Genomic DNA, 23,091 nt, shown 5'->3' with positions numbered 1-23,091 from the left:
GGGGGCCGTCGGGCGCACGGTGGTGCCATACTCAATATTGGTTTACTTTGAGCAACCGAAAGCACCCGTGATGACGACCAGCGAAGCCCTTCCGGTCGAGGCCGCCGCCTCGACGGAAGAGCGACCATCCCGCGCGCCCGTGTGGCGCTCCTTCCTGCGCCCTCTGCCCCTCGCCGCGGGGATCGTGGTGGTGGTCAGCCTGCTCGCGGCGCTCTTCGCCTCCCAGCTCGCCGCGCTGTCCGGCAACGACCCGTTCACGTACCACGCGGACGCCCTCGGGGCGGACACCTCGCCCAAGGGGGCCCTCGGCGGCGTCAGCGCCGAGCACTGGTTCGGGGTCGAGCCCGGAACGGGGCGTGACCTGTTCTCCCTGGTCATCTACGGCGCGCGGGTGTCGCTGCTGGTGGGTATCGCCTCCACCGTGCTGGCCACCGTCATCGGGGTGGTGCTCGGCATCGTGGCCGGCGCCGTCGGGGGGCTCATCGAGAAGCTGGTGGACTTCGCCACCGACGTCACGCTCGGCTTCCCCTTCCTCATCTTCGCGATCGCGCTCAGCGCCCTGTTCCCCCTGGAAGCGCCGCGCGCTCTCCTGCTCACTGTGGTCATCGGCATGTTCGGCTGGCCGGGCATCGCCCGCGTGGTCGCTGCGGAGACCCGCGTGATCGTGCGCCAGCCCTACGTCGTCGCCTCCCGCGTGATGGGGGCGCGCTTCGGCCACGTCTTCCGCCACCAGGTGCTCCCGAACGTCGCCTCCACCGTGATCGTCTACTCGTGCATCTCGCTGCCGGGCCGGATCAGCGCCGAGGCCACCCTGTCGTTCCTGGGCGTCGGCGTGCTGCCTCCCACCCCGTCCTGGGGCCGGTCGATCGGCGACGCCATCAACTGGCTGCTCGTGGACCCCGCCTTCCTGCTGTTCCCGGCCGCTGCGCTGTTCCTGGTGACCTACTCGTTCAACATCCTCGGCGACACCCTGCGCGACGCCCTCGACCCCCGAGGAGTGCGCTGATGATCCGCTCCCTGCAACGTGTGGTCCGCAGCCTCGGCGTGCTGCTCGTCGTCGTCGGCCTGACCTTCGCGATCTTCTACGTCGCGCCCATCGACCCCGCCCTGCGGATGTGCGGCAAACCGTGCTCCCCGGAGGACCTCGAGGCCGCCCGCGGCTTCATGGGCTTCGACCAGCCCTGGTGGGTGCAGCTGGGGACGTTCCTGGCGGCGATCTTCACCGGGCGCACCTTCGGCTCGGCGGACGTCGTCGTCGAGTGCGCGGCGCCGTGCCTGGGTTACTCCTTCCAGCTCCACCAGAGCGTGACCGAGCTGCTCGCGGACCGCTTCCCGGTCTCCCTCTCCATCGCGCTGGGCGCGGTCGCCCTGCAGGCCGTGCTCGGCATCGCCGCCGGTGCCCTCGCCGCCCGTCGCCAGGGCGGGATCCTGGACCGGGTGGTGACCGGGGTGTCCGTGATCGCGGCGTCGGCCCCCGCCTTCGTGGTGGGCCTGCTCGCCGTGGTGGTGTTCGCGCTGCGCCTGGGCATCCTGCCCAGCGGCGGCTACCAGCCCTTCAGCGAGGGGCCGCTGGAGTGGGCGCGCCACCTGGTGCTGCCCTGGGCCACCCTCGCGTTCCTCAACGGCGCCATCTACGCCCGGCTGGTGCGCTCCTCGATGATCGAGCAGCTGGGACTGGACTACGTGCGCACGGCCCGCGCCACCGGCCTCTCCGAGCGCCGGATCGACGGCTACGCGCTGCGCAACCTCGCCCTGCCGCTGACCACCCTCATCGCCCTGGACATCGGGGCGCTGCTCGGCGGCACGGTGATCACCGAGCGGATCTTCGGCCAGCCCGGTCTCGGCGCCCTGCTGCTCGACGCCACCGCCACCGCGGACCTGCCCGTCATCGTCGGCACCACGCTCGTGGGCTCGCTGCTCATCGTGCTTGCGAACCTCAGCGCCGACCTCGCCCGGCCGCTGCTGGACCGACGCCTCGCCGTCGGCCGCCGCTCCTCGCGCCGACCCTCCACCCCCGCCCTGCCCGACCAGAACCCCCAGGAGAACCCGTCATGACCCCGACGTCCTCGCCCGCCTCGTCCACGCTGCCCGCCTCGGCCGCCTCGCGCGCCCCGTCCGTCTTCTCGCGACGCAGCATCCTCGCCGCCACCCCGCTCGTGCTCGGCACCGGCGCGCTCGCCGCCTGCTCCAACGGCGGCTCGAGCGGCTCCTCCGACGGCGGCGGCGAGAGCGGCGGCACCCTGACCATCTTCACCACCGGCGACGAGCTCAGCTTCGACCCGGCGACCAGTCAGAACCTCGCGATCACCACGCTGGGCCTGGTCGCTCGCCGGCTCACCGCCTGGAAGACCTCGGCCGACGCGCCCACCGAGCTGATCCCGGACCTCGCGACCGACGTCGGCACCGTCTCGGACGACGGGAAGACCTGGACCTTCACCCTGCAGGAGGGGCTCCTCTTCGAGGACGGCACCCCGATCACCGCCGCGACCGTCAAGTACGGCCTCGAGCGGTCCTTCGCGGCAGAGCTCACCGGCGGGCTGACCTATCACAAGGTGCTGCTCGAGGGCGGCGGGGACTACTCCGGCCCGTTCTCCGACGAGCACCTCGACTCGATCGAGACGCCCGACGACCTCACCCTCGTCTTCCATCTCAACCGCCCCTACGGCGACTTCGGCTGGATCGCCTCGACCCCTGCGTTCGCGCCGGTCCCCGAGGACTCTGGCGAGCCCGAGACCTACGCGACCGCGCCCGTCGCGAGCGGCCCGTACCGTCTGGAGTCCTACTCGCCGGGCAGCCGGGCCGTGCTGGTGCGCAACGACAACTGGGATGCCGGGACCGATCAGGCCCGCACCGGCGGCCCCGACTCGATCGAATTCTCCCTCTCGCAGGACGCGAGCGTCGTCGCCCAGTCGATCATCGCCGACCGCGCCGACTCCCAGGACGCCTTCCTGGCGAGCTTCGTGCCCACCGCCCAGCTGGTCCAGGCCCAGAACGATCCGAACGTCGGGGACCGGCTGGTCACCTCCGGTCCGGGCGCGCTGGAGTACCTGGCGATGAACACGGACTCCGAGGGGCTGAAGGACGTCGCGGTCCGCCAGGCCATCCAGTACGCCGTGGACAAGGAGGCGTACCGCACCGCCAAGGGCGGCGAGATCTCCGGCGACTACGCGACCACGCTGATCACCCCGGGCATCGCAGGCCGCGAGGAGTACTCCCTGTACGCCGACGAGCCCACCGGCGACGCCGACCGGGCGATCGCGCTGCTCGAGGAGGCCGGGGTCAGCGACCTGACCCTCCGCCTCGTGATCACGGACGACCAGACCAGCGCCGCCGAGGCCATCCAGCAGGGCCTCACCCGCGCCGGGATCACGGTGACGATCCAGCCCCTGGACGAGAACGCCTACTCCTCCGAGGTCACCGCGGGCGACGGCACCGGGTACGACCTGGTGCTCAGCTCCTGGCAGCCCGACGTCCCCTCGCCGAACGCGAACCTCACCCCGCTGTTCGACTCCAGCCAGATCGGCAACGGCAACTACAACCTCGCCCGCTACGACAACCCCGACGTGGACGCGGCGATCCTCGAGGCGTCCTCCACGGTCGACGCCGACGAGGCGCATGCGAAGTGGGCGGCCGTCGACCAGCAGATCCTGAAGGACGCGCCCGTCGTGCCGCTGATCTACTCGAAGAACTCGTTCATCCACGGCTCCGGCGTCCAGGACTTCGTGATCGGCGAGTTCCCGGCCTACCCGAACTACCTCACGGTGACGCTCGGCTGATGAGCACTCCCGACGAGCTCCTGCTCCTCCACGATCTGCAGGTGAGGATCGCGGGCCGGTCCATCGTGACCGGCCTGGACCTCACCGTGCGCGCAGGGCGGATCACCGCGCTGGTGGGGGAGTCCGGTTCCGGCAAGAGCATGACGGCCCTGGCCACGATCGGCCTCCAGCCCCGCAGCGCGCAGGTCAGTGGCAGCGCTCGCCTGGGCGGTGAGGAGCTCGTGGGGCGGTCCGCGCAGGAGATGCGCCGGACCAGGTCACGGGAGATCGGGATGATCTTCCAGGAGCCGGGGCAGTCGCTGTCCCCGGTGATGAAGGTGTCCACCGGGTTCCGCCACGTCCTCGCCGTGCGCGAGGGCATCCGTTCCCGGGCTCGCGCCGCGGCGCGCACCCGGGAGCTGCTGACCTCCGTCGGCCTGCCCGATCCGGACCGCACCGCCGCCTCCTACCCCCACGAGCTCTCCGGCGGGGAGCTGCAGCGCGTGGTCATCGCGCTCGCGCTGAGCGGCGATCCGTCCCTGCTCATCGCCGACGAGCCCACCACTGCGCTCGACGTCACCGTGCAGCGCGGGATCCTCGACCTGCTGGTGAGGCTCGTCGACGAGTTGGAGATCGGGGTCCTGCTGATCACGCACGACATGGGTGTGGTGGGCGAGATCGCCGATGACGTGGTGGTGCTCAAGGACGGCGACGTGGTGGAGACCGGGCCGGTGCGCCGGCTGCTCGCCGCCCCCGAGGCCCCGTACACCCAGGCGCTGCTCTCCGCCGTGCCGCGCCTGTCCGAGAGCCTCGAGCGCGTCTCTTCGACTGCGGCCGACAGGCCAGCGGCCGGCGGCGCGGCGGCTGACAGGCCTGCGGCCGACGGGGATGTTGAAGGCACGGCAGCGAACTCGGCCGACGGGCCGGGCGGGGAGCCGGCGGCCCTCGCCGACGGGCCGGGCGGGGAGCCAGCGGCCCTCGCCGCCGAGCCGCTCGTCGTCCGCGTCGAGAGCCTGTCCGTCGAGTACCACCGGCGCGGCGGCTCGCATCGGGCGCTCGAGGACGTCGGCATGGAGATCCGTCGCGGGGAGATCCACGGCCTGGTCGGAGAATCCGGCTCAGGGAAGTCCACCTGGGGGAAGGCCCTGGCCGGACTGGTCCCGGCGCAGGCGCGCACCCTCGAGCTCGACGGCGTCGACCCGCGCACGCTCGGCGCGGCCGGACGTCGGGCGGCGTATGCGCGCGTGGGCCTGGTGTTCCAGGACCCGGCCTCGTCGCTGAACCCACGGCGCACCGTGGGCTGGAGCATCGGGGAGCCTCTGCAGCTGGCCGGGAACGTGCCGCGCACCGAGATCGCCCGTCGGGTGAAGCACGCCCTCGACGTGGTGCGCCTGCCCGCCTCGTACACGAGCCGCCTGCCGCACGAGCTCTCCGGTGGTCAGCGTCAACGCGTCTCGATCGCCCGCGCCCTGATCCTCGAGCCCGCGCTGCTCATCGCCGACGAGCCCACCAGCGCCCTCGACGTCACCATCCAGGCGCACGTCATCGAGGTGCTGCGCGACGCCATCGAGGCGACGCGCTTCGCCTGCGTGTTCATCAGCCACGACCTGGCGGTGGTCGGGTCCCTCGCGGACCACGTGACGGTGCTGCGCCGCGGCCGCGCCGTCGAGCAGGGCACCGCGGGCGAGGTGCTCGGCGACCCGCAGCACGAGTACACCCGGGCGCTGCTCGCGAGCGTGCCGGACCCCGCGCGCCGGCTGCGCGAAGGCGACGGCACCGCGGCATAGACCTCACCCGCGCCCGGAAAGCGCTGCGGCACACGCGCCCCAGCGCCACCACCCTCGCTGTCGGTGCACGGTGCACGGTGCACGGTGCACGGTGCACGGTGCCCGGCGCCCCCACCCCACATGACAGTTACTCCGGGGTTATGAGCACCTCTCTGCCATGGATGGAAGCAGCGCGCACATAACTCAGGGGTAACCGCGCGTGGGGTGAGGGGTGCGGGGTGTGGGGTGCGGGGTGGGGTGCTACTCCTTGACGCCGCCCTCGGCCACGCCCCGGAAGAAGATCCTCTGGAGCGCGAGGAACAGCGCCACGAGCGGCGCGACGGCGATGATCGTGCCGGCGGCGACCACGCGCGGGTTGTCCGCGAAGGTGCCCTGGAGGTAGTTCAGGCCCACGGTCAGGGTGTACTTGTCGGGGTCCGAGAGGATCAGCAGCGGCCACAGGAAGTCGTTCCAGCTGCCCATGAAGGCGAGCAGCGCGACCACGGCGAGGGTTCCCTTGACGGAGGGGAGTCCGAGGCGGAGGAAGCGCTGCCAGACCGAGGCGCCGTCGACGATGGCGGCCTCGTCGACCTCCTTGGGGAGGGCGAGGAACGCGTTCCACATCAGCAGCACGCTGATCGCGCTCATCATCGTCGGCAGGAACACGGCGACCAGGGTGTTGCCCAGGCCCATCGCGTTGACCAGCTGCGTCAGCGCGATCATCGAGCTCTCCTGCGGGATCAGGAGCGTGGCGGCGAAGAGCCCGATGGCGATCACCTTGCCGCGGAACTGGAGCCGCGCCATCGCGTATCCGGCCATGGCGCAGCCGACCACGCTCAGCGTGACGTTGCACAGGGCGACGATCACCGAGTTGCCGATGTACGACCAGACCGGGATCACCTCGGTGACCTGCGAATAGGCGGCCAGGCTGAACTCCTCCGGCCAGAACGACGGGGGCATCGAGTAGAGGTCCTCGCCGATGCCCTTCAGGGACGTCGCGAGCTGCCACAGGAAGGGGCCGATCGAGATCACGATGACCACGAGCAGCAGCAGATAGCGCAGGACCAGCTCGGGCCGGGTGGCGGATTCGCCGTCCGACAGGGCGACGGTGTGCCGGGAGCCCTTCCGCGAGGTGTGGGGATGGGTGAGCGCCATGTCAGCTCTCCTTCCGGTAGGTCATGCGCAGGTTCACGATCATGAGGATGAGCGTGAGCAGGAAGAGCACGATGGAGACGGCCGAGGAGTAGCCCAGCCGGCCGGACAGTCCGGTCCCGGATTCACGGATCAGCATGACCAGCGAGCTCGAGCGTCCGCCCGGTCCGCCGGTGCCGCCGGAGAGGACGAAGATCTCCGAGAAGATGCGGAAGGCCGCGAGCGAGGCGATGATGCCGATCAGCAGCATCGTCGAGCGCATCGCCGGGAGGGTCACGGTGAGGAACCGCCGGACCGGTCCGGCGCCGTCCATCATCGCCGCCTCGTGGAGGCTCTGCGGGACGTTCGCGAGCACCGCGAGGTAGACCACCATGTAGTAGGCGATCCCCTGCCACACCGTGACGATCATCGAGGAGATCAGCAGCAGGTACTCGTCGGTGAGGAACGGGATCGGGCTCGAGATGATGCCGAGCCATCCGGCCATCGAGTTCACCAGGCCCCGCGAGTCCAGCAGCCAGGTCCAGATCAGACCGGTGACGACGACCGAGGCGATCACGGGGGTGTAGATCGCGGTGCGGATCGCGCCGATCCCGGGGACCGCCTTGCGGACCAGCATCGCCAGCAGGAGCGGCAGGATGACGAGCGGGGGGACGGCTCCGACCACATAGATCAGACAGTTGCGCAGGGCGATCCAGAACATCGGATCGGCGAGCAGGTCGCGATAGTTCTGCAGCCCGTTGAAGCTGCCGCCGAGCAGGGGGCGCGCGTCGGTGAACGACAGCACGATCGTGTTCAGGAACGGGAAGAGGACGAAGACGATCGCGGCGAGCAGCGCCGGGGCCATCAGCAGCCAGGGCGTCAGAGGCGCATGGGTGCGCACGGGTGCGGGCTTGCGGCGCCGTTGCGGTGTCTCCACGGCCTGGGGCCTTTCGAGGGTCGTCGCGGTGCTCATTCGCTCACCCCCGCCAGACGGTTGGCCTGGGCCACCGACGCATCGAGGGCCTCCTGGGCGGTGATCCGCCCGACGACGGCGTCGCCGACCTGGCGCTGCAGCTCCACGCGCATCTCCTCGGTCCAGACGACCGGTGTGTAGTTGCGGGCGCTGTCGAGCTGGCCCGCCGCGACCACGCGCACCTCGCTGGTGTCGGAGCCGTCGTCCTCGGTGAAGTACGGATCCTCGAGGGCACCCTCGGTGGACGGGAAGACGTCGACGATGTGGGCGAACTCCATCTGCTTCTCCTGGGAGGTGAGGAACTCCGCGAAGGCGATCGCGACCTCGGGGTGCTCCGTGCGGGAGCTCACCGCGATGCCCTGCGAGAACATGTTGGCGTGGCCCGTGTCGGTCAGCGTCTCCGTGATGCCGAGGTTCGCGTAGAGATCGGGCGCGTTCTCCTTGAAGTTCGCGACGTCGTAGGCGGAGCCGGTGGAGAGCGCGACCTGGCCGCTCTGGAACCGTTCGCCGCCGCCCGTGTAGGTCAGGACCGTGGAGTCCGGCAGCAGGCCCTTGCGCTCGTACGCCTGGCGGTAGCGCTCGACCATGCGCACGGCGCGCTCGTCGTTGAAGATGAAGCGCTCCTGGTCGTCGTCGAGCACCTGGACGCCGTACATCCCGAAGTCGGCGATCGCCGGCAGCTGTCCGATCATGTAGAACCGGCCGTCGACCGCGTCTCCCATGGCGTCCGCGAGGTCGAACAGCTCGTCCCACGTCGTGGGTGGGTCGTCGGGATCGAGCCCGGCCTCCTCGAACAGGGCCCGGTTGTAGAAGATCGGTCCGGTGTTCAGGTACCACGGGTAGGCGAACGTGGTGCCGGCCTGCGGGTCGCTGTAGTCCTCGATGGCACCGTCGGCGTACCCGTCGAGGACCTCGGGGCGCGCATCGGCGATGTCGAGGAGCAGCCCGGCCTGGGCGAGGGGCCAGGCCAGATCGGGCGCGAGGTTCATGACGTCGGGCAGATCGAGGTTCGAGGCGTCGACCTGGAGGTTGTCGGCGTAGCCGTCGGCGGGCTGGTCCACCCAGTCGACGGAGGCTCCGGGGTGAGCGGCGACGAACTCGTCGATCAGGCCCTCGAAGTACTCGAGATAGGCGCTGCGCAGGTTCCAGGTCTGGAAGCGGATCGCGCCCTCGAGCTCGATGTCGGTCCCGATCGGTCCGGAGGCGACGGTGGGGCCGCCGGTGGGTTGCAGTCCGCAGCCGCTGAGCAGGAGCAGCCCCGTCAGGGACCCTCCTGTCATGAGGTCTCGGCGTGTGAGCATGTGCTCCTTCTTTCTGCGTCCTCGACGAGGTGGTCCGCTGCAGCGCGGATGAGCTCCGATGCTCGCGGGGAGGGGCTTTCCCGGGGGATGTACCGGGGTGCCCGACCGTGGAGCATTGTCGACTGCAGCGCTTAAGTCCTCCGGTACTATAGCGCTTAACCTTGAGTGTGCCGCGAATGCCGGGACAGGCGCGGAACTGATAGGTTTAAGCGGTTAAGTACATCGACGATGCAGGAGCTCACCGTGTCGCACGCCGCGCTCGGAGCCAACTACACCCCGCGCCGGGGCTGGTTCCACACCTGGGGGGAGATCGAGCCCGCCCAGATCCAGGAGGATCTCGCGCAGATCGCTGATCTCGGTCTCGACCACGTGCGGATCTTTCCGCTGTGGCCCGTCCTCCAGCCCAACCGGACCCTGATCTCCTCCCGGGCCGTCGACGACGTGCTCACCGTGGTCGATCTGGCCGGCGAGCAGGGACTCGACATCTCCGTGGACCTGCTCCAGGGCCACCTCTCCAGCTACGACTTCCTCCCGGCGTGGATCTCGACCTGGCACCGGCGCAACATGTTCACCGACCCGGACGTGGTGGACGCCCAGAAGCAGCTCGCCCGCGTGCTCGGCGGCGAGCTCGCCGAGCGCTCCCACGTCACCGGGATGACCCTCGGCAACGAGATCGGCCAGTTCGCCGTGTCCTACCACCCCGATCCGCACCCCGTCACGAGCGAGGAGGCCACTGCCTGGACCCGTGACCTCCTCGAGACGGTCGATCAGCACCTTCCGGGGCGACGCAGCCATCACAGCTTCGACGACACCCTGTGGTTCAAGGACGATCACCCCTTCACCCCGGCCGACGCGGTGACCCTCGGGGCCTCGACCACCGTCCATTCCTGGGTGTTCACCGGTGCCGGCCAGACCTTCGGCGAGGGGCATCCCGCGCTCGCGCTCTACGGCCGCTATCTCATCGAGGTCGCCGACCTGTGGCGGCGGCACCTCGGTGCCCCCGCGGACCGTCGGATCTGGCTGCAGGAGATCGGCGCGCCCACCCCCTGGGTCGACGCCGAGCATGCGCCGCAGTTCGCGGACACGAGCATCCGCTCGGCCGTGGCCCACCCCGCCGTCGAGGCGGTCACCTGGTGGTGCTCCCACGACGTGAGCCGTGACCTCGGAGACTTCCCCGAGGTCGAGTACAGCCTGGGCCTGTTCGACGAGCACGGTCGCACCAAGCCCATCGGCGAGGCGATCGGGGCTCTCGCCGCGGAGCTCCGCGCGGAGCACGGGGGCGGGGGCGTCGGGGAACGTGCCGAACCGCCCTTCGCTGAGCAGTTCCTCGCTGAGCAGCCCGTCGACGCGCAGCCCGACGCTGCCCGCCCCTTCGCTGAGCAGCCCGTCGCCGAACTGTCCGTCCCCGACCTCGCCCGGGACGGCTCCGACCGCTCCGTCCTGGGGCCCCGCGGAGAGATCTTCGCCCGCTGGGTCGCTGAAGCCCTCGAGGGAAGACCCTGCCGCCTCGTCACTGCCGCCGACGAGGCTCGCACCGAAGAGGCCATCGACCACAACGCCAGCCCCTCGGCACCGATCAACCTGCGCCGCGCGGCACGGCGCTGACCCGTCCGCAACGAAGGAGACCCCCGTGCACGACAATCGACCCACCAGTGAGGATCGCGTTCGCCGGTTCCTCGGCGAGCTCCTGCCTGCCCGGCGCCACTTGGATACCGCCCCTCTGACCATCGAGGCCTGGGAGGTGCCGGACGAGCCGGTGCCCTTCGAGGTCGCGCGCGAGCAGACCTACGCCCCCATCGCCGTCGGCGACCGCTGGGGCCGGCCGTGGTCGACGCTGTGGCTGCATGTGACCGGGACGGTCCCCGAGAGCTGGATCGTCGACGAGGAGCGCGATGTCGAGCTCCAGCTGGACCTGTCGTTCACGAACATGCCCGGCTTCCAGGCCGAAGCGCTCATCTGGACCCCGGAGGGCGAGACCGTCAAGGCGATCAACCCCTTCAACCAGTACCTCACCCTCGAAGCCGGCGAGCAGGTCGACTACTACCTCGAATGCGCGGCGAACCCGAACGTGCCCGGGGACTGGACCTTCACGCCCACCGCCCTCGGCGACAAGGCGACGGCCGGGGAGGACCCGATCTACGACCTCACGCAGCTGCGCCTGGCCTGGCGCAGCCGCAGCATCTGGGAGCTCGAGCAGGACGTGGTGGCCCTGAACGGGCTCATGCACACGCTGCCCGAGCAGTCCCCGCGACGCTTCGATCTCATGGCGGCATTGACCGCGGCGCTGGACGCGGCTGACCCCGACGACCTCCACGCGAGCGCCCCCGAGGCCCGGGAAGCGCTGCGTCCCGCGCTCGAGGCCCCCGCGAACGCGTCGGCCCTGACCGTGGTCGCGACCGGCCACGCGCACATCGATTCGGCCTGGCTCTGGCCGGTGCGCGAGACCCGACGCAAATGCGCGCGCACGTTCACCAATGTGTGCTGGCTGCTCGAGCACTACGAGCAGCTGACGTTCTCGTGCTCCTCCGCTCAGCAGTACCAGTGGATCCGCGACGAGTACCCCGGGCTGTGGAAGCGCATCAGCCGGCATGTCGCCGACGGCCGCTTCGTGCCGGTGGGCGGCATGTGGGTCGAGTCCGACACCAACATGCCGGGATCCGAGGCGCTGGCCCGCCAGTTCCTGCACGGCAAGAAGTTCTTCCTCGACGAGTTCGGGATCGAGACCAAGGAGACCTGGCTGCCGGACTCCTTCGGCTACTCGGCCGCGCTGCCGCAGATCTGCGCGCTCGCCGGCAACGACTTCTTCCTGACCCAGAAGGTCTCCTGGAACCAGTACTCGACCTTCCCCCACCACACGTTCCGGTGGGAGGGGATCGACGGCACCACCCAGTTCACGCACTTCCCGCCGATCGACGCGTACAACGGGCAGCTCACCGCCGCCGAGCTCGCCCACTTCGAGAAGAACTTCAAGGACAAGGGCGCCAGCCACCTCGGGCTGACGCCCACCGGATGGGGCGACGGAGGCGGCGGCCCCACGCGCGAGATGATCGGCTCGCAGGAGCGCTTCGCCGACCTCGACGGTGCGCCGAAGGTGGAATGGTCGACCTCGCAGGACTTCTTCACCCGCGCCCAGGAGGAATACCCCGACGCGCCGCTCTGGAACGGCGAGCTCTACCTCGAGCTGCACCGGGGCACCTACTCCTCGCAGATCCACGGCAAGCAGGGCAACCGCCGCACCGAGGCGCTGATGCACGATGTCGAGCTGTGGAGCGCGACGGCGGCGCAGCTGGTGGACGGCTTCGCCTATCCCCACGACGAGATCGACTCCCTGTGGGACAAGCTGCTGCTGCTGCAGTTCCACGACATCCTGCCCGGCTCCTCCATCGCCTGGGTGCACCGCGAGGCGGAGCACTCCTATGCGTACATCACCGAGCGCGGCGAGGCCCTGGTGGCCGCGGCGCTGCAGGCCCTCGGCGACGGCGACGGCGGCACCGAGCAGCTCGTCAACTCGCGCTCGCGCGCAGTGCAGGGCGTCGCCCCGCTCGGCGCCGACGTCTCCGAGCCGCCCGCTGCGGCCCCGACGCTGTCCCGTGAGGGCGGGAACCTGGTCGTGGAGACCCCGGAGCTGCATGTCGAGATCGACGAGCGGGGTCTGCTCACCTCGCTGCGCGCAGGGCGCGACGGCCGAGAGGCGATCGCTCCCGGCGCCGGGGGAGCCCTCCTCCAGCTGCACCGGGACGCTCCCAATGCGTGGGACTCCTGGGACATCGACGAGTTCTACCGCCACGTGCACCGTGATCTCGAGGCGGAGTCCGCTCCCGAGGTCACGACCGACGATGACGGCACCGTGCGCGTGGCCGTCGCCTACCGGACCCGTCCTGAGGGCTTCCCGGAGCGTCCCTACGCGGGGGCGCCGTCGGTCGGCGTCGGGTCGCGCATCGTGCTCACCTATTCCGTCGCCCCGGGGGCGACCGAGCTGGGCATCGATCTCGACCTGGACTGGCATGAGCGCAAGAAGGTCCTCAAGCTCGCCTTCCCCCTGGACGTGCGGGCCGCGGTGATGAGCAGCGAGATCCAGTTCGGGCACATCGACCGGCCGATCCCTGTGAACACGAACGAGGACTTCGGCCGGTTCGAGACCTGTGCGCATCGATGGGTCCGCGTCGCCGAGCCGGACTTCGGCATCGCCCTGGCCAACGATTCCTCGTACGGGCACGACGTGCGCCGGGTGCTCCGCGGGAAGAACGGCGCGGGCACGACCACCGTGCTGCGGGCGACGGTGCTGCGGGCCGCGGAGTTCCCGGACCCCCTGGCCGAGGAGGGCGAGTACACCGTGCGCTACGCGATCCGCCCTCAGGCGGGCGTCGCCGACGCGATCGACATGGGTGAGGCGCTGAACCAGGCGGAGCGCACGCTCCACCGCTCGGCACCGCTGGAGCCGTTGGCGACCCTCGAGGAGAGCAGCGCGCGCATCCAGACCGTCAAGCGCGCCGAGGACCGCTCCGGCGATCTGCTGGTGCGGCTGTACGAGTCCGAGGGCCGACGGGCGCTCACCGAGCTCTCCGTCCCCGGAGCGCGCTCGCTGACCGTCGTCGATCTCCTGGAGCGTCCGCTCGATGAGCAGTCGCCCCTCGCAGACCGTGCGGCGCAGGCGCAGGGGGAGCGGATCCCGCTGCGGCTGAACCCCTTCGAGATCACGACGGTGCGCGCGACCTTCTGACCTCGCTGCCCCGGTGCGGTGGCCGGCTCGTCGGCACCGCACCGGGGCCGACGAGCCGCGCGGTCCGCTGAGTCGCGTGCGTGCGTGTGAGGGTGGGCCGCAGCCGCAGCCGCAGCCGCAGCCGCAGCTGTAGGGGTAGCCGCAGCCGTAGAGGTGACCGTCGGCGTAGCCGCAGCTGTAGAGGTGGCCGTCGGCGTAGCCGCAGGTCAGCGGGGCGGGTGGGCCCCCGCCTCGCCTCGCCTCAGCTCCGCTCGGCTCAGCGGGGCACGCGCTCCCATGCCCGGCTCGCTGCGGAGCGGACCACGGCCTCGCACACCTCGGCCGCGGCGAGCCCGTCGGCCGCATTCGGGGCGAGGCGGGTGCCGTGGACGATGTCGGAGAGGAACTCGGCGGCCTCGATGGTCTTGAGGTCGTCGAAGCTCATGGGGATGCCGGGGCCGGGCTGGAAGCGCGCGTAGTCGCCGTGCCCGGGGCCGGCCAGCACCGTGGTGTAGCCGTGCTCGGTGCCGCGGTCCTCGAGCATCACCTCGAACTCGTTCATGCGGGTGAAGGACCAGCGTGCCGAGCCCTCGGTGCCGAACAGCTCCAGGGCGTAGTCGCTGCGATGCCCGTGGGCCACCCGGGAGGACTCGAGGGTGGCGTGCGCGCCGTCGGCCAGTGATGCGAGGGCCGCGACCCAGTCCTCGTTCTGCACCGGGCCGCGCTCGCTGCCCACCTCGATGCCGCCGTGCCCCACTCCGGCGGATGTCGGGATCGGACGTTCGGGGATGAACACGTCCGAGGTCGCGGTGACCTCTTCGATGCGCTGACCGGTCACGTACTCGACCAGGTCCGCGCCGTGCGAGAGGAGGTCGCCGATCACCCCGCTGCCGGCCTTCTCCCGGTCGTAGCGCCAGGTCAGAGCGCTCTCGGGGGAGGAGGCGTAATCGGCGTTGAGCCAGCAGCGCACGTTCGTGATCCGGCCCAGGCGACCGGAGGAGACCAGCTCCCGCAGATGCTGCACGGCAGGCGCATGGCGGTAGTTGAATCCCACCGCCGTGGCCACTCCTGCGGCCGCGGCGGCGTCGTGGATCTCGCGGGACTGCCCGGCGGAGACCCCCATCGGCTTCTCGATCCAGAAGGGCTTGCCGGCCTGCGCCGCCTTGACCGCGAAGTCGCGGTGCAGGAAGTTCGGCGAGCAGATCGAGACCGCCTCGACGTCCGGGTCCGCGAGCACCTCGTCGATGCTCGCCACCGCCTTCTCGAAGCCGAACTGCTCGGTCGCGGCCTGGTGGTTCGCCTCGAGCGGGTCCGCCGCGACGACGAGCCGAGGCCGCACGCCGAGCTCGGGGAAGCGCGACGGGATCCGCTGGTAGGAGGTCGAATGGAGACGTCCCATCCAGCCGAGGCTCACGACGCCGATACCGATGTCCTGCATGGTGCTCTCCTGAGGTGGGGCGGCGCGAGGGCACGCCGTGTTCGTGGTGCGAGGTGCGTGGTCAGCCCCGAGAGGTCGGCCGTGGGCAACCGCCAGTCGTCAGCCGTCGGCAGTCAGCCAGCCGCCGGCCGTGGACGGCCCGTCGTCAGTCGCCGTCGAACTCTGCGAGCAGACGCTCGCGCATCCGCACGTTGATGGCGTCGGCCTCCTCCTCCCAGCCGAACACGCACACGGACATCGGCCCGTCGTACTCGCGCTCGCGCAGGTAGGCGAAGGCGCTGTCCCAGTCGACCTCGCCGTTGCCGATCTCGTTGTGCTGGTGGATCCGGGCGTCCACGCCGGGCGGGTTCATGATGTAGCGGTTGCCCACGTTGGCCGTGTGGTCGAAGACGTCCGCGATGTGCAGATGCTTCAGGCGATCCCCGGCGTAGTCCATCATCTCGCGCGGGTCCCGGGCGCCGCGGCCCAGGTGATAGGCGTGCGGGAAGCAGAACTCGTAGTTCAGCCAGTCGCGGTCCACGCCCCGGATGATCTGCACGGCCTGGTCGTTCTCCTCGACGAAGTCGTACGGGTGCGCCTCGATCGTGCACTCCAGTCCGTACTTCTCGAAGACGGGGCCCAGCTCCTCCATCGAGCGGTAGAACTGGTGCTCGCTCTGGAGCGCGCGCTGCGGGTCCCCGGAGAACTCGGTGGCGATCAGCGGCACCTCGAGGGCGTCGGCGATCTCCAGCATCCGTGTCCAGTTGCGCACCTGCGCCTGGCGCTCCTGCTCGTCCGGGCTCGCCCAGTCGAAGACCGGGTTGAACGTCCAGATCTTCACCCCGGTGTCCTTCATCGCCTGCTTGACCTCGGCGATCTGGTGACGGTCCACCTTGGGGTAGTGATGCCACTCGTGGAAGTCCGCGCGCGGGGACAGCTCGAGATAGTTGAAGCCCAGCTCACGGGCCTTGTGCAGCTCCTCGGCGACCGAGAGGTGCGGGTGGTACATGCTCGGGTCCAGCAGGATCTTGACCATGGTGTCTCCTGAGGGTCGGGCGGCCGACGGGACGTCGTGCGCGGTGGGACGGGGTGCGGGGTCCGGTGGACCGGGGATCACCTGATCCCGAGACCGCAGTCGGCGAGGAACTCGCGGGTGGCGATCGCGTTGGGCAGCGGGAGGGCGGGATCGCAGGGGTAGAGGTCCTGCTCGCAGATCACGTAGAGCTCCTTGTCCATCGTGGCGAGCTTCGCGACCAGGTCCTTCATGTCCGGCAGGCCCTTCGGAGGGCACACCGAGGCACCCTTGGCGACGGCCTCGCCGAAGGGCCAGTCCTTCTCGTGCGCCTCCCGCGTGAGGTCCGGGTCGAAGGCCTTGATGTGCACGTAGCCGATGCGGTCGGGGTACTCGTCGATCATCCCGATCGGGTCGCCGCCGCCGTAGATGATGTGCCCGGTGTCCAGGCAGAAGCTCACGAGCTCGGGATCCGTCGCCTCGAAGACGCGCGCGATCTCCTCGGGGGTCTCGATGTGGCTGTCCCCGTGCGGGTGCAGCACCATCGTCAGCCCGTAGTCCTCCTTCATGATCCGGCCCAGCTCGTTGGCGTTGGTGACATACCGCTTCCACGCATCGCCGGTCAGCTGCCGATCGTCGGTGAACTCCCAGGTCTTCTCGTCGCGGTACATCGGGGGCAGGTGCACCATGTACTCCGCGCCCACGGCTGCATGGGTCTCGGCGATCGCCCGGAAGGTCCGCTCGGTCTCCGGCCAGGCCTCCTCCTTGTGCAGGATGCCCCAGCCGGTGCCGGCGACCACCTGGAAGCCGTGCTCGTCCATCACGGACTGCAGCTCGCGGGCATTCTTGGGGAAGTAGCCCCAGGGCCCCGTCTCCATCACGGAGAAGCCGGCCTGCGCCATCTCGCCGAGCGCGGTGCGCCACGGGATCTGCTTCTCGTCCTCGGGGAACCACACGCCCCACTGATCAGGGCAGACACCTATGGTGAGCTTGTCGAACGGTGGCTCGGGGTTGCGGGAACGGTCGATGTGGGGGCCTGCCTGCGGGTCGACGCTGCGGTCGGGGTCGATGGTGGTCAAGACACTGCTCCTTCGAAGGTCGGACGGGGGCTGCCCGGATCCGCGGACGGTGCGGGCCGGCGAGCGTGCGGGCCGGCGACGGGGTCCGGGGTGCCCGGTGAGCCTGATGAGGGGTCGTGCGGGCCAGCGGGAGTGGCAAGTGTGACAAGTGTGAGCTGTGGACCGATGTGAGGGGTCCGCATCGGTCCACAGCTCACATTTGCCGCCGGGCTCGGCCTGATGTGCGGCGGCCGAGCCCCGGGTCGGGCTGCAGGGGTGGCGCTCGGCCCGCCACACCTGGCTCGACACCCGGCCCGCCACACGGCCCGCCACCCGGCCCGCCGAACCTGGCTCGGCGCTCGGCCCGCTACACCTGGCTCGGCGCTCGGCCCGCCATACCTGGCCCGGCGCTCGGCCCGCCACAGCAGGGCTGACCATGCACCGGCGCAGGTGGACGGTCAGTCGTGGGTGGGGAAGCTCATCGAGCTCTCGACGGTCTCGTTCTGGGAGGGCCAGCGAGTGGTGACGGCCTTCTGCTTCGTGTAGAAGCTGAGGCCCTCGGGGCCGTGGGCGTGGTGCTCGCCGAACAGCGAGTCCTTCCACCCGCCGAAGGAGTAGTAGCCCACCGGGGTCGGGATCGGCACGTTGATGCCGATCATGCCCACCTGGACCTCCTCCTGGTAGCGGCGCGCGTAGTGACCGGAGTCCGTGAAGATCGCGGTGCCGTTGCCGAAGGGGGAGGAGTTCACGAGCTCCAGGGCGTCGTCGAAGTTGTCGACCTGCATGACCACGAGCAGCGGACCGAACACCTCGTCGGTGTAGGTGGCGTGGCTGCGGTCCAGATCGGTGATGACCGTCGGCCCCACGAAGTTGCCGTTCTCGTAGCCCTCGACCACCAGGCCGCGGCCGTCGACGACCACACGGCCGCCGGCCTTCTCGGCCTCGTCGGTCATCCGGATGACCCGCTCACGCGCCTCGGCGGTGATGACCGGCGGCATGTCGGTCTTCTCGTCGTCGCCGGGGCCGACCACGAGCTTCTCGGCCTCGGCCGTGATCGCGGCGAGGAACTCGTCGTGGATGTCGCCCACGGTCACGGCGACCGGGACGGCCATGCAGCGCTCGCCGGCGGAGCCGAACGCGCCGGAGGCGACCTGCGAGGCGGCGAACTCGATGTTCGCGTCGGGCATCACCACGGCGTGGTTGTTGGCGCCGCCGAGGGCCTGGACCCGCTTGCCGGCGGCCGACGCGGTGGCGTGGACGTGCTTGGCGATCGGGGTGGAGCCCACGAAGGAGACCGCGGAGACGTCGTCGTGGGTGCACAGGGCGTCGACGGTGTCCTTGCCGCCGTGGATGACCTGGAAGACGCCGTCGGGCAGGCCGGCCTCCTGGTAAAGGCGGGCGACGATGTTCGAGGCGGAGGGATCGCGCTCGGAGGGCTTGAGAAGGAAGGCGTTGCCGGTGGCGAGGGCGACCGGGTGCATCCAGAACGGGACCATGGCCGGGAAGTTGAACGGGGTGATGCCCGCGACGACGCCGAGCGGCTGGCGCATGGTGTGCGCGTCCACTCCGGTCGAGACGTTCTCGGAGAAGCCGCCCTTGAGGTCCTGCGTGATCGAGGTGGCGAACTCGAGGGTCTCCAGGCCACGGGCGATCTCGCCCTTCGCGTCGCCCACGGTCTTGCCGTGCTCCTGCGAGATGACCTCGGCGATCTCGTCGGTCGCATCGATCACCAGCTGGCGCATGCGGTAGAAGACCTGGGTGCGCTTGGCGAGCGACACCTGGACCCACTCGCGCTGCGCGGCGACGGCCACCTCGACGGCGCGGTCGACGGTGGCGGCATCGCCCAGGTGGAGGGTGCGGATCTCCTCGCCGGTGGCGGGGTTCAGGATCGGCTGGGTGGAGCCGGTGCCGGCTTCTTCGCGGCCGTTGATCCAGTGCTTGACGTCATGTCCCATGGGGATTCTCCTCGATAGTCGGGTGGTCTGGGGGTGAGCGGCGGGTGCTCAGAGGTAGTGGCGCTGCGGGGCCTGCTCCGCCTCGTACTGCGCGAAGGCCTGCTGGGTGGACTCGAGGCGGGAGACCTGCGAGACGGGCACGTCCCACCAGCCGTTGCCGGGAGGGTTCGGCCCGTACAGGTCCGTGTTCACCACGATCGCGGTGGCCTCGGTGGACGCCTCGGCGCGGCGGTAGGCCTCGCGGAAGTCGGCGGCGCTCGAGACCTCCTGCACCTCGAGGCCGTAGGAGCGGATGTTCGCCGGGATGTCGAAGGGCAGCTTGTCGCCGTCCAGCATCCCGGTCTGCTCGTCGCGCATCCGGTACTTGGTGCCGAAGCGCTGGGAGCCGTGGGACTCCGAGAGGGAGCCGATCGAGGACCAGCCATGGTTCTGCAGGATCACCAGGATGACCTTCATGCGCTCGGCGACGATCGTGGCGATCTCCTGCGGCGCCATCTGGAAGGTGCCGTCGCCGATGATCGCGACCACCTCCGAGTCCGGCGCGGCCATCTTCACGCCGAGCGAGGCCGGCAGCTCGTAGCCCATGCAGGAGTAGCCGTACTCCAGGTGGTACTGGATCGGGGAGCGGGCCTTCCACAGCGCCTGCAGGTCGCCGGGCATGGAGCCCGCGGCGTTGATGACGATGTCCTCGTCGCCCATCAGCTCGTTCAGGGCCCCGAAGATCTCGGTCTGCGCGGGCAGCTCCTGGTCGTGGGGCTGGAAGCAGGGCTCGACGAGCTCCTTCCACTCGGCCCGCTTCTTCTGTGCGAGGGCGCTGTGCCCGGCCGGCGCGCGGTACTCGCCGAGGGCCTCGCGCAGGGCGTCCAGGCCGGTGCGAGCATCGGCGACGACCATGGTCGCGGAGTGCTTGGCCGCGTCGAACGCCTTGATGTTGAGGTTCACGAAACGCGCGTCCGGGTTGCGGAAGGCGGTGTGGGAGGCGGTGGTGAAGTCGGTGTAGCGGGTGCCCACGCCGATGATCACGTCGGCCTCGGCGGCGAGATCGTTCGCCGCGTTGTTGCCGGTGGAGCCGACGCCGCCGATGCAAAGCGGGTGGTCGGCGCTGAGCGCGCCCTTGCCGGCCTGGGTGTCGAGCACCGGGATCCCGGTGGCGTCCGCGAAGGCGGCGAGCTCCGCGCTGGCCTCGGAGTAGATGGCGCCGCCGCCGGCGATGAGCACGGGCCGACGGGCCGAGCGGATCACGGCGACCGCACGCTCGAGAGCGGCAGGCTCTGGCACCGGACGGCCGACGTGCCAGGTGCGCTCGCGGAAGAACTCCAGCGGCCAGTCGAAGGCCTCGGCCTGCACGTCCTGGGGGAGGGACAGGGTGACCGCCCCGGTCTCGGCGGGATCGGTGAGCACACGCATGGCCTGCAGTGCGGCGGGGATGAGCTGCTCGGGCCGGGAGATGCGATCGAAGTAGCGCGAGACGGGGCGGAAGGCGTCGTTGACGGAGACGTCCCCGCCGGTCTCGTCCTCGAGCTGCTGGAGCACGGGGTCCACGGTGCGGGTCGCGAAGATGTCGCTGGGCAGCAGCAGGACCGGGATGCGGTCCACGGTCGCGAGGGCGGCGCCGGTGATCATGTTCGTGGACCCCGGGCCGATGGAGGCCGCGCAGGCCAGGGCCTGCAGACGGTTCTTCGTCCGTGCATAGGCGACGGCCGAGTGCACCATGTTCTGCTCGTTGCGCGCCTGGTAGTACGGCAGCGGGTTCTCGCCCTCGCCGGGATCGGTCGCGTTCTGCAGCAGGGCCTGGCCCACACCGGCCACGTTCCCGTGGCCGAAGATCCCGAAGGCGCCGGGGATCGTTCGCTCACGCACTCCGTCGCGCTCGGTGAACTGGGCGGCGAGGAATCGGACGAGGGCTTGGGCGACGGTGAGCCGGACGGTGCCGGCGGGGGTCGTCGGGGGGACGCTCATGCTGCCTCCATGGTGCGGACTCCGCCGCGAGGGCGGGCCCTGGGTGACACCATCTGTCGCAGGGACTCGACGGTGAGTTCAGATGTGCCCAGCATGCCGAGCGATCACCACCCTTGTCAAGAGTTTGTTAGGACAAGACGGCGCTGGTGGTGGCGCGATCGCTCCGTCCGAACCCGCGAATCCGCACGACGTCCGGGTTCCGTCGGGTGTGACCTGTGTGCTAACTTGCGTCCAAGTCAGTGACCTCAACTCACTTCGACCGGACATGAATCGCCGTGATGGTGGCTCCTGGAAGACAAGGGCGTCATCCCCAGGTGCGTTCGTGTCCGGATCCCGACTCCCACCGGTCCCGGACCGGCCCCGGCGCAGGGCAGCGACCCTCGCGCCGGCCTCAGGTTCCAAGGAGGGAACATGAGCCAGTCGCATCACGCGGAACGGACTCGGATCTCCGAGCTCGTCCGCACCACGCCCGCCGCCGGACCGAAACGGTCCATCGGCCTGCTGGCGGTCGTCGCCTGCCTGGGCGGCTTCCTCTTCGGCTACGACACCGGGGTCATCTCCGGCGCTCTGCCCTATATGTACATGCCCAAGGAGGCCGGCGGCCTCGCCCTGACCTCTCTCGAGGAGGGGCTCGTCGGCGGATTCCTGCTCGGCGGCTGCGCCGTCGGCGCGATCATCGGCGGGCGGCTCTCGGACCGCTACGGACGCCGGCACAACATCATCATCCTCGCCCTCGTGTTCTTCGTCGGCGCGGTGGCCTGCGCACTCTCCCCGAGCCTCTGGGTCCTGTACCCCGCGCGCTTCGTGCTCGGCCTCGCCGTGGGCGGCGCCTCGACCACGGTGCCCGTCTACCTCTCCGAGACCGCTCCCAAGGAGCAGCGCGGCATGCTGGTCGCCGTCGACCAGCTGATGATCGTCACCGGCCAATTCGTCGCCTTCGGGATGAACGCCCTCATCGCCTCGCTCCAGGGAGGCCCCGAAGCCGTCGTCGCCGGGGACCCGTCGGGTACCTTCGAGGCGGGCGAGACCGCCTCGTGGAGCCTGCTGGCCGGGATCGGCGGACTCACCGTCTCCGAGGGCAACGGCCACGCCTGGCGCTTCATGCTGCTGCTCTGCTCGATCCCCGCGATCGCCCTGTGGTTGGGCATCCGCATGATGCCCGAGTCGGCCCGCTGGCACGTGGGCCGCGGCGAGCTGGTCCAGGCGATCGCGAACCTCAAGCGGGTGCGCGTGGAGGGCAAGCACGACATCACCGTCGAGGTCGCCGAGATGGAGGCGAACCGTCGGGCGGAGGAGAAGCGCACGAAGCTCACCCTGCGAGCCGGCCTGAAGGTCCCCTGGCTGCGTTCGATCATCATCTTCGGCGGCATCTTCGCGATCCTCCAACAGCTCACCGGTGTGAACACGATGATGTACTACGCCCCGAAGGTGCTGATGGCGGCGGGTTTCGATGCCCAGGCCTCGATCATCCTCAATGTCTTCACCGGGCTCGCCTCGGTGATCGGCTCGGCCGCCGGCCTGCTCGCCCTGCGGCGCTTCGGCAGGCGCCAGGTGCTGCTCGTGGGCCAGACCATCCTGACCCTCTCGCTGATCGCGATGACCGCGATCTTCCTGCTGGGCATCAATCCGTACATCTCGGCCGACGGGGCCGTCTCTCCGGACATCCCGCAGTTCGTGCCCTATCTCGTGGTCGTCGTGATCGTGCTGTTCATGCTCGGCATGCAGTCCGGCCCCGGTCCCGTCATGTGGGTGATGCTCTCGGAGATCTTCCCCAACGCCATCCGCGGCGCGGCCAACGGCTTCGCGGTGATGATCCTGTGGATCGCGAACCTCGCGGTCACCGTGACCTTCCCCGTGATGATGGACGGGATCGGCCCGGTGGCGACCTACGCGATCTTCGCGGGGATCAACATCTTCGCCGTGATCTGGTATTTCCTGCGCATCCCCGAGACCAAGAAGTTCTCGCTCGAACGGATCGAGTGGGAGTTCCGCGAGGCCGGCGGCGTGATCCGCCTGCGGTGACCGCCTCGACCCTTCCCTGACGGCTACCCCCGCATCACCCCCG

General features: G+C 70.1%; 15 protein-coding genes. 7 read left to right on the top strand and 8 right to left on the bottom strand.

The window, feature by feature from the left end:
• Positions 1-70 precede the first annotated feature (70 nt).
• From CIK81_RS13385 to CIK81_RS13370, 4 genes are read left to right on the top strand one after another with little or no spacing between them, the layout of a single operon-like run.
• Positions 71-1,006: an ABC transporter permease gene (locus tag CIK81_RS13385; RefSeq protein WP_096165780.1), complete on the top strand. Its 936-nt coding sequence runs from the start codon at positions 71-73 to the stop codon at positions 1,004-1,006.
• On the top strand, positions 1,006-2,055 hold the full coding sequence (locus CIK81_RS13380; protein ID WP_096165781.1) for an ABC transporter permease: 1,050 nt from the start codon (positions 1,006-1,008) through the stop codon (positions 2,053-2,055). The genes CIK81_RS13385 and CIK81_RS13380 overlap by 1 nt, the downstream gene beginning before the upstream one ends.
• Positions 2,052-3,776, top strand: a complete 1,725-nt coding sequence (locus tag CIK81_RS13375; protein ID WP_096165782.1) for an ABC transporter substrate-binding protein — start codon at positions 2,052-2,054, stop codon at positions 3,774-3,776. The genes CIK81_RS13380 and CIK81_RS13375 overlap by 4 nt, the downstream gene beginning before the upstream one ends.
• Positions 3,776-5,542 carry an ABC transporter ATP-binding protein gene (locus tag CIK81_RS13370; protein WP_176485621.1) on the top strand — a complete coding sequence of 589 codons (1,767 nt, stop codon included), beginning with the start codon at positions 3,776-3,778 and terminating at the stop codon, positions 5,540-5,542. Before CIK81_RS13375 ends, CIK81_RS13370 begins: the two co-directional genes overlap by 1 nt.
• A gap of 240 nt (positions 5,543-5,782) precedes the next feature.
• Here the strand turns inward: CIK81_RS13370 and CIK81_RS13365 are convergent, their stop codons facing one another.
• The 3 genes from CIK81_RS13365 to CIK81_RS13355 are packed head-to-tail and all read right to left on the bottom strand — an operon-like array spanning position 5,783 to position 8,926.
• Positions 5,783-6,676, bottom strand: a complete 894-nt coding sequence (locus tag CIK81_RS13365; RefSeq protein WP_096165783.1) for a carbohydrate ABC transporter permease — start codon at positions 6,674-6,676, stop codon at positions 5,783-5,785.
• Between the two features lies 1 nt (position 6,677).
• Positions 6,678-7,625, bottom strand: a complete 948-nt coding sequence (locus CIK81_RS13360) for a carbohydrate ABC transporter permease (protein ID WP_096165784.1) — start codon at positions 7,623-7,625, stop codon at positions 6,678-6,680.
• Complete coding sequence (locus CIK81_RS13355; protein ID WP_096165785.1) at positions 7,622-8,926, bottom strand: sugar ABC transporter substrate-binding protein; 1,305 nt, start codon at positions 8,924-8,926, stop codon at positions 7,622-7,624. The genes CIK81_RS13360 and CIK81_RS13355 overlap by 4 nt, the downstream gene beginning before the upstream one ends.
• Positions 8,927-9,169: 243 nt before the next feature.
• On the opposite strand from CIK81_RS13355, the gene CIK81_RS13350 reads away from it, so the two are divergent.
• Complete coding sequence (locus CIK81_RS13350; protein ID WP_199586375.1) at positions 9,170-10,531, top strand: glycosyl hydrolase; 1,362 nt, start codon at positions 9,170-9,172, stop codon at positions 10,529-10,531.
• A gap of 25 nt (positions 10,532-10,556) precedes the next feature.
• Positions 10,557-13,646 carry an alpha-mannosidase gene (locus CIK81_RS13345; protein WP_114306830.1) on the top strand — a complete coding sequence of 1,030 codons (3,090 nt, stop codon included), beginning with the start codon at positions 10,557-10,559 and terminating at the stop codon, positions 13,644-13,646.
• A 256-nt stretch (positions 13,647-13,902) separates the two neighbouring features.
• Here CIK81_RS13345 and CIK81_RS13340 read toward each other — a convergent pair whose 3' ends face one another.
• From CIK81_RS13340 to iolD, 5 genes are all read right to left on the bottom strand, one after another.
• The gene (locus CIK81_RS13340; RefSeq protein WP_096165787.1) at positions 13,903-15,063 is read right to left on the bottom strand and encodes a Gfo/Idh/MocA family protein; all 1,161 of its coding nucleotides are present in this window, start codon (positions 15,061-15,063) and stop codon (positions 13,903-13,905) included.
• Between the two features lie 145 nt (positions 15,064-15,208).
• Positions 15,209-16,078, bottom strand: coding sequence for a sugar phosphate isomerase/epimerase (locus CIK81_RS13335; RefSeq protein ID WP_096165788.1), 870 nt, complete (start codon positions 16,076-16,078; stop codon positions 15,209-15,211).
• A gap of 77 nt (positions 16,079-16,155) precedes the next feature.
• Positions 16,156-17,133, bottom strand: coding sequence for a TIM barrel protein (locus CIK81_RS13330; RefSeq protein ID WP_241964167.1), 978 nt, complete (start codon positions 17,131-17,133; stop codon positions 16,156-16,158).
• Between the two features lie 437 nt (positions 17,134-17,570).
• Positions 17,571-19,067 (bottom strand): CoA-acylating methylmalonate-semialdehyde dehydrogenase, encoded by a 1,497-nt coding sequence (locus CIK81_RS13325; RefSeq protein WP_114355804.1) that lies wholly within the window; start codon positions 19,065-19,067, stop codon positions 17,571-17,573.
• A 48-nt stretch (positions 19,068-19,115) separates the two neighbouring features.
• Entirely contained in the window at positions 19,116-21,026 is a 1,911-nt protein-coding gene (gene iolD, locus CIK81_RS13320; RefSeq protein WP_096165790.1) for a 3D-(3,5/4)-trihydroxycyclohexane-1,2-dione acylhydrolase (decyclizing), read from the bottom strand.
• 411 nt (positions 21,027-21,437) lie between these two features.
• On the opposite strand from iolD, the gene CIK81_RS13315 reads away from it, so the two are divergent.
• Positions 21,438-23,048 carry an MFS transporter gene (locus tag CIK81_RS13315; RefSeq protein ID WP_096165791.1) on the top strand — a complete coding sequence of 537 codons (1,611 nt, stop codon included), beginning with the start codon at positions 21,438-21,440 and terminating at the stop codon, positions 23,046-23,048.
• Positions 23,049-23,091: the final 43 nt, after the last annotated feature.

Source organism: Brachybacterium sp. JB7 (assembly GCF_003335205.1).
In the GTDB taxonomy this organism is placed as follows: Bacteria; Actinomycetota; Actinomycetes; order Actinomycetales; family Dermabacteraceae; genus Brachybacterium; species Brachybacterium alimentarium.
This window is presented reverse-complemented; position numbering and strand designations above follow the sequence as displayed.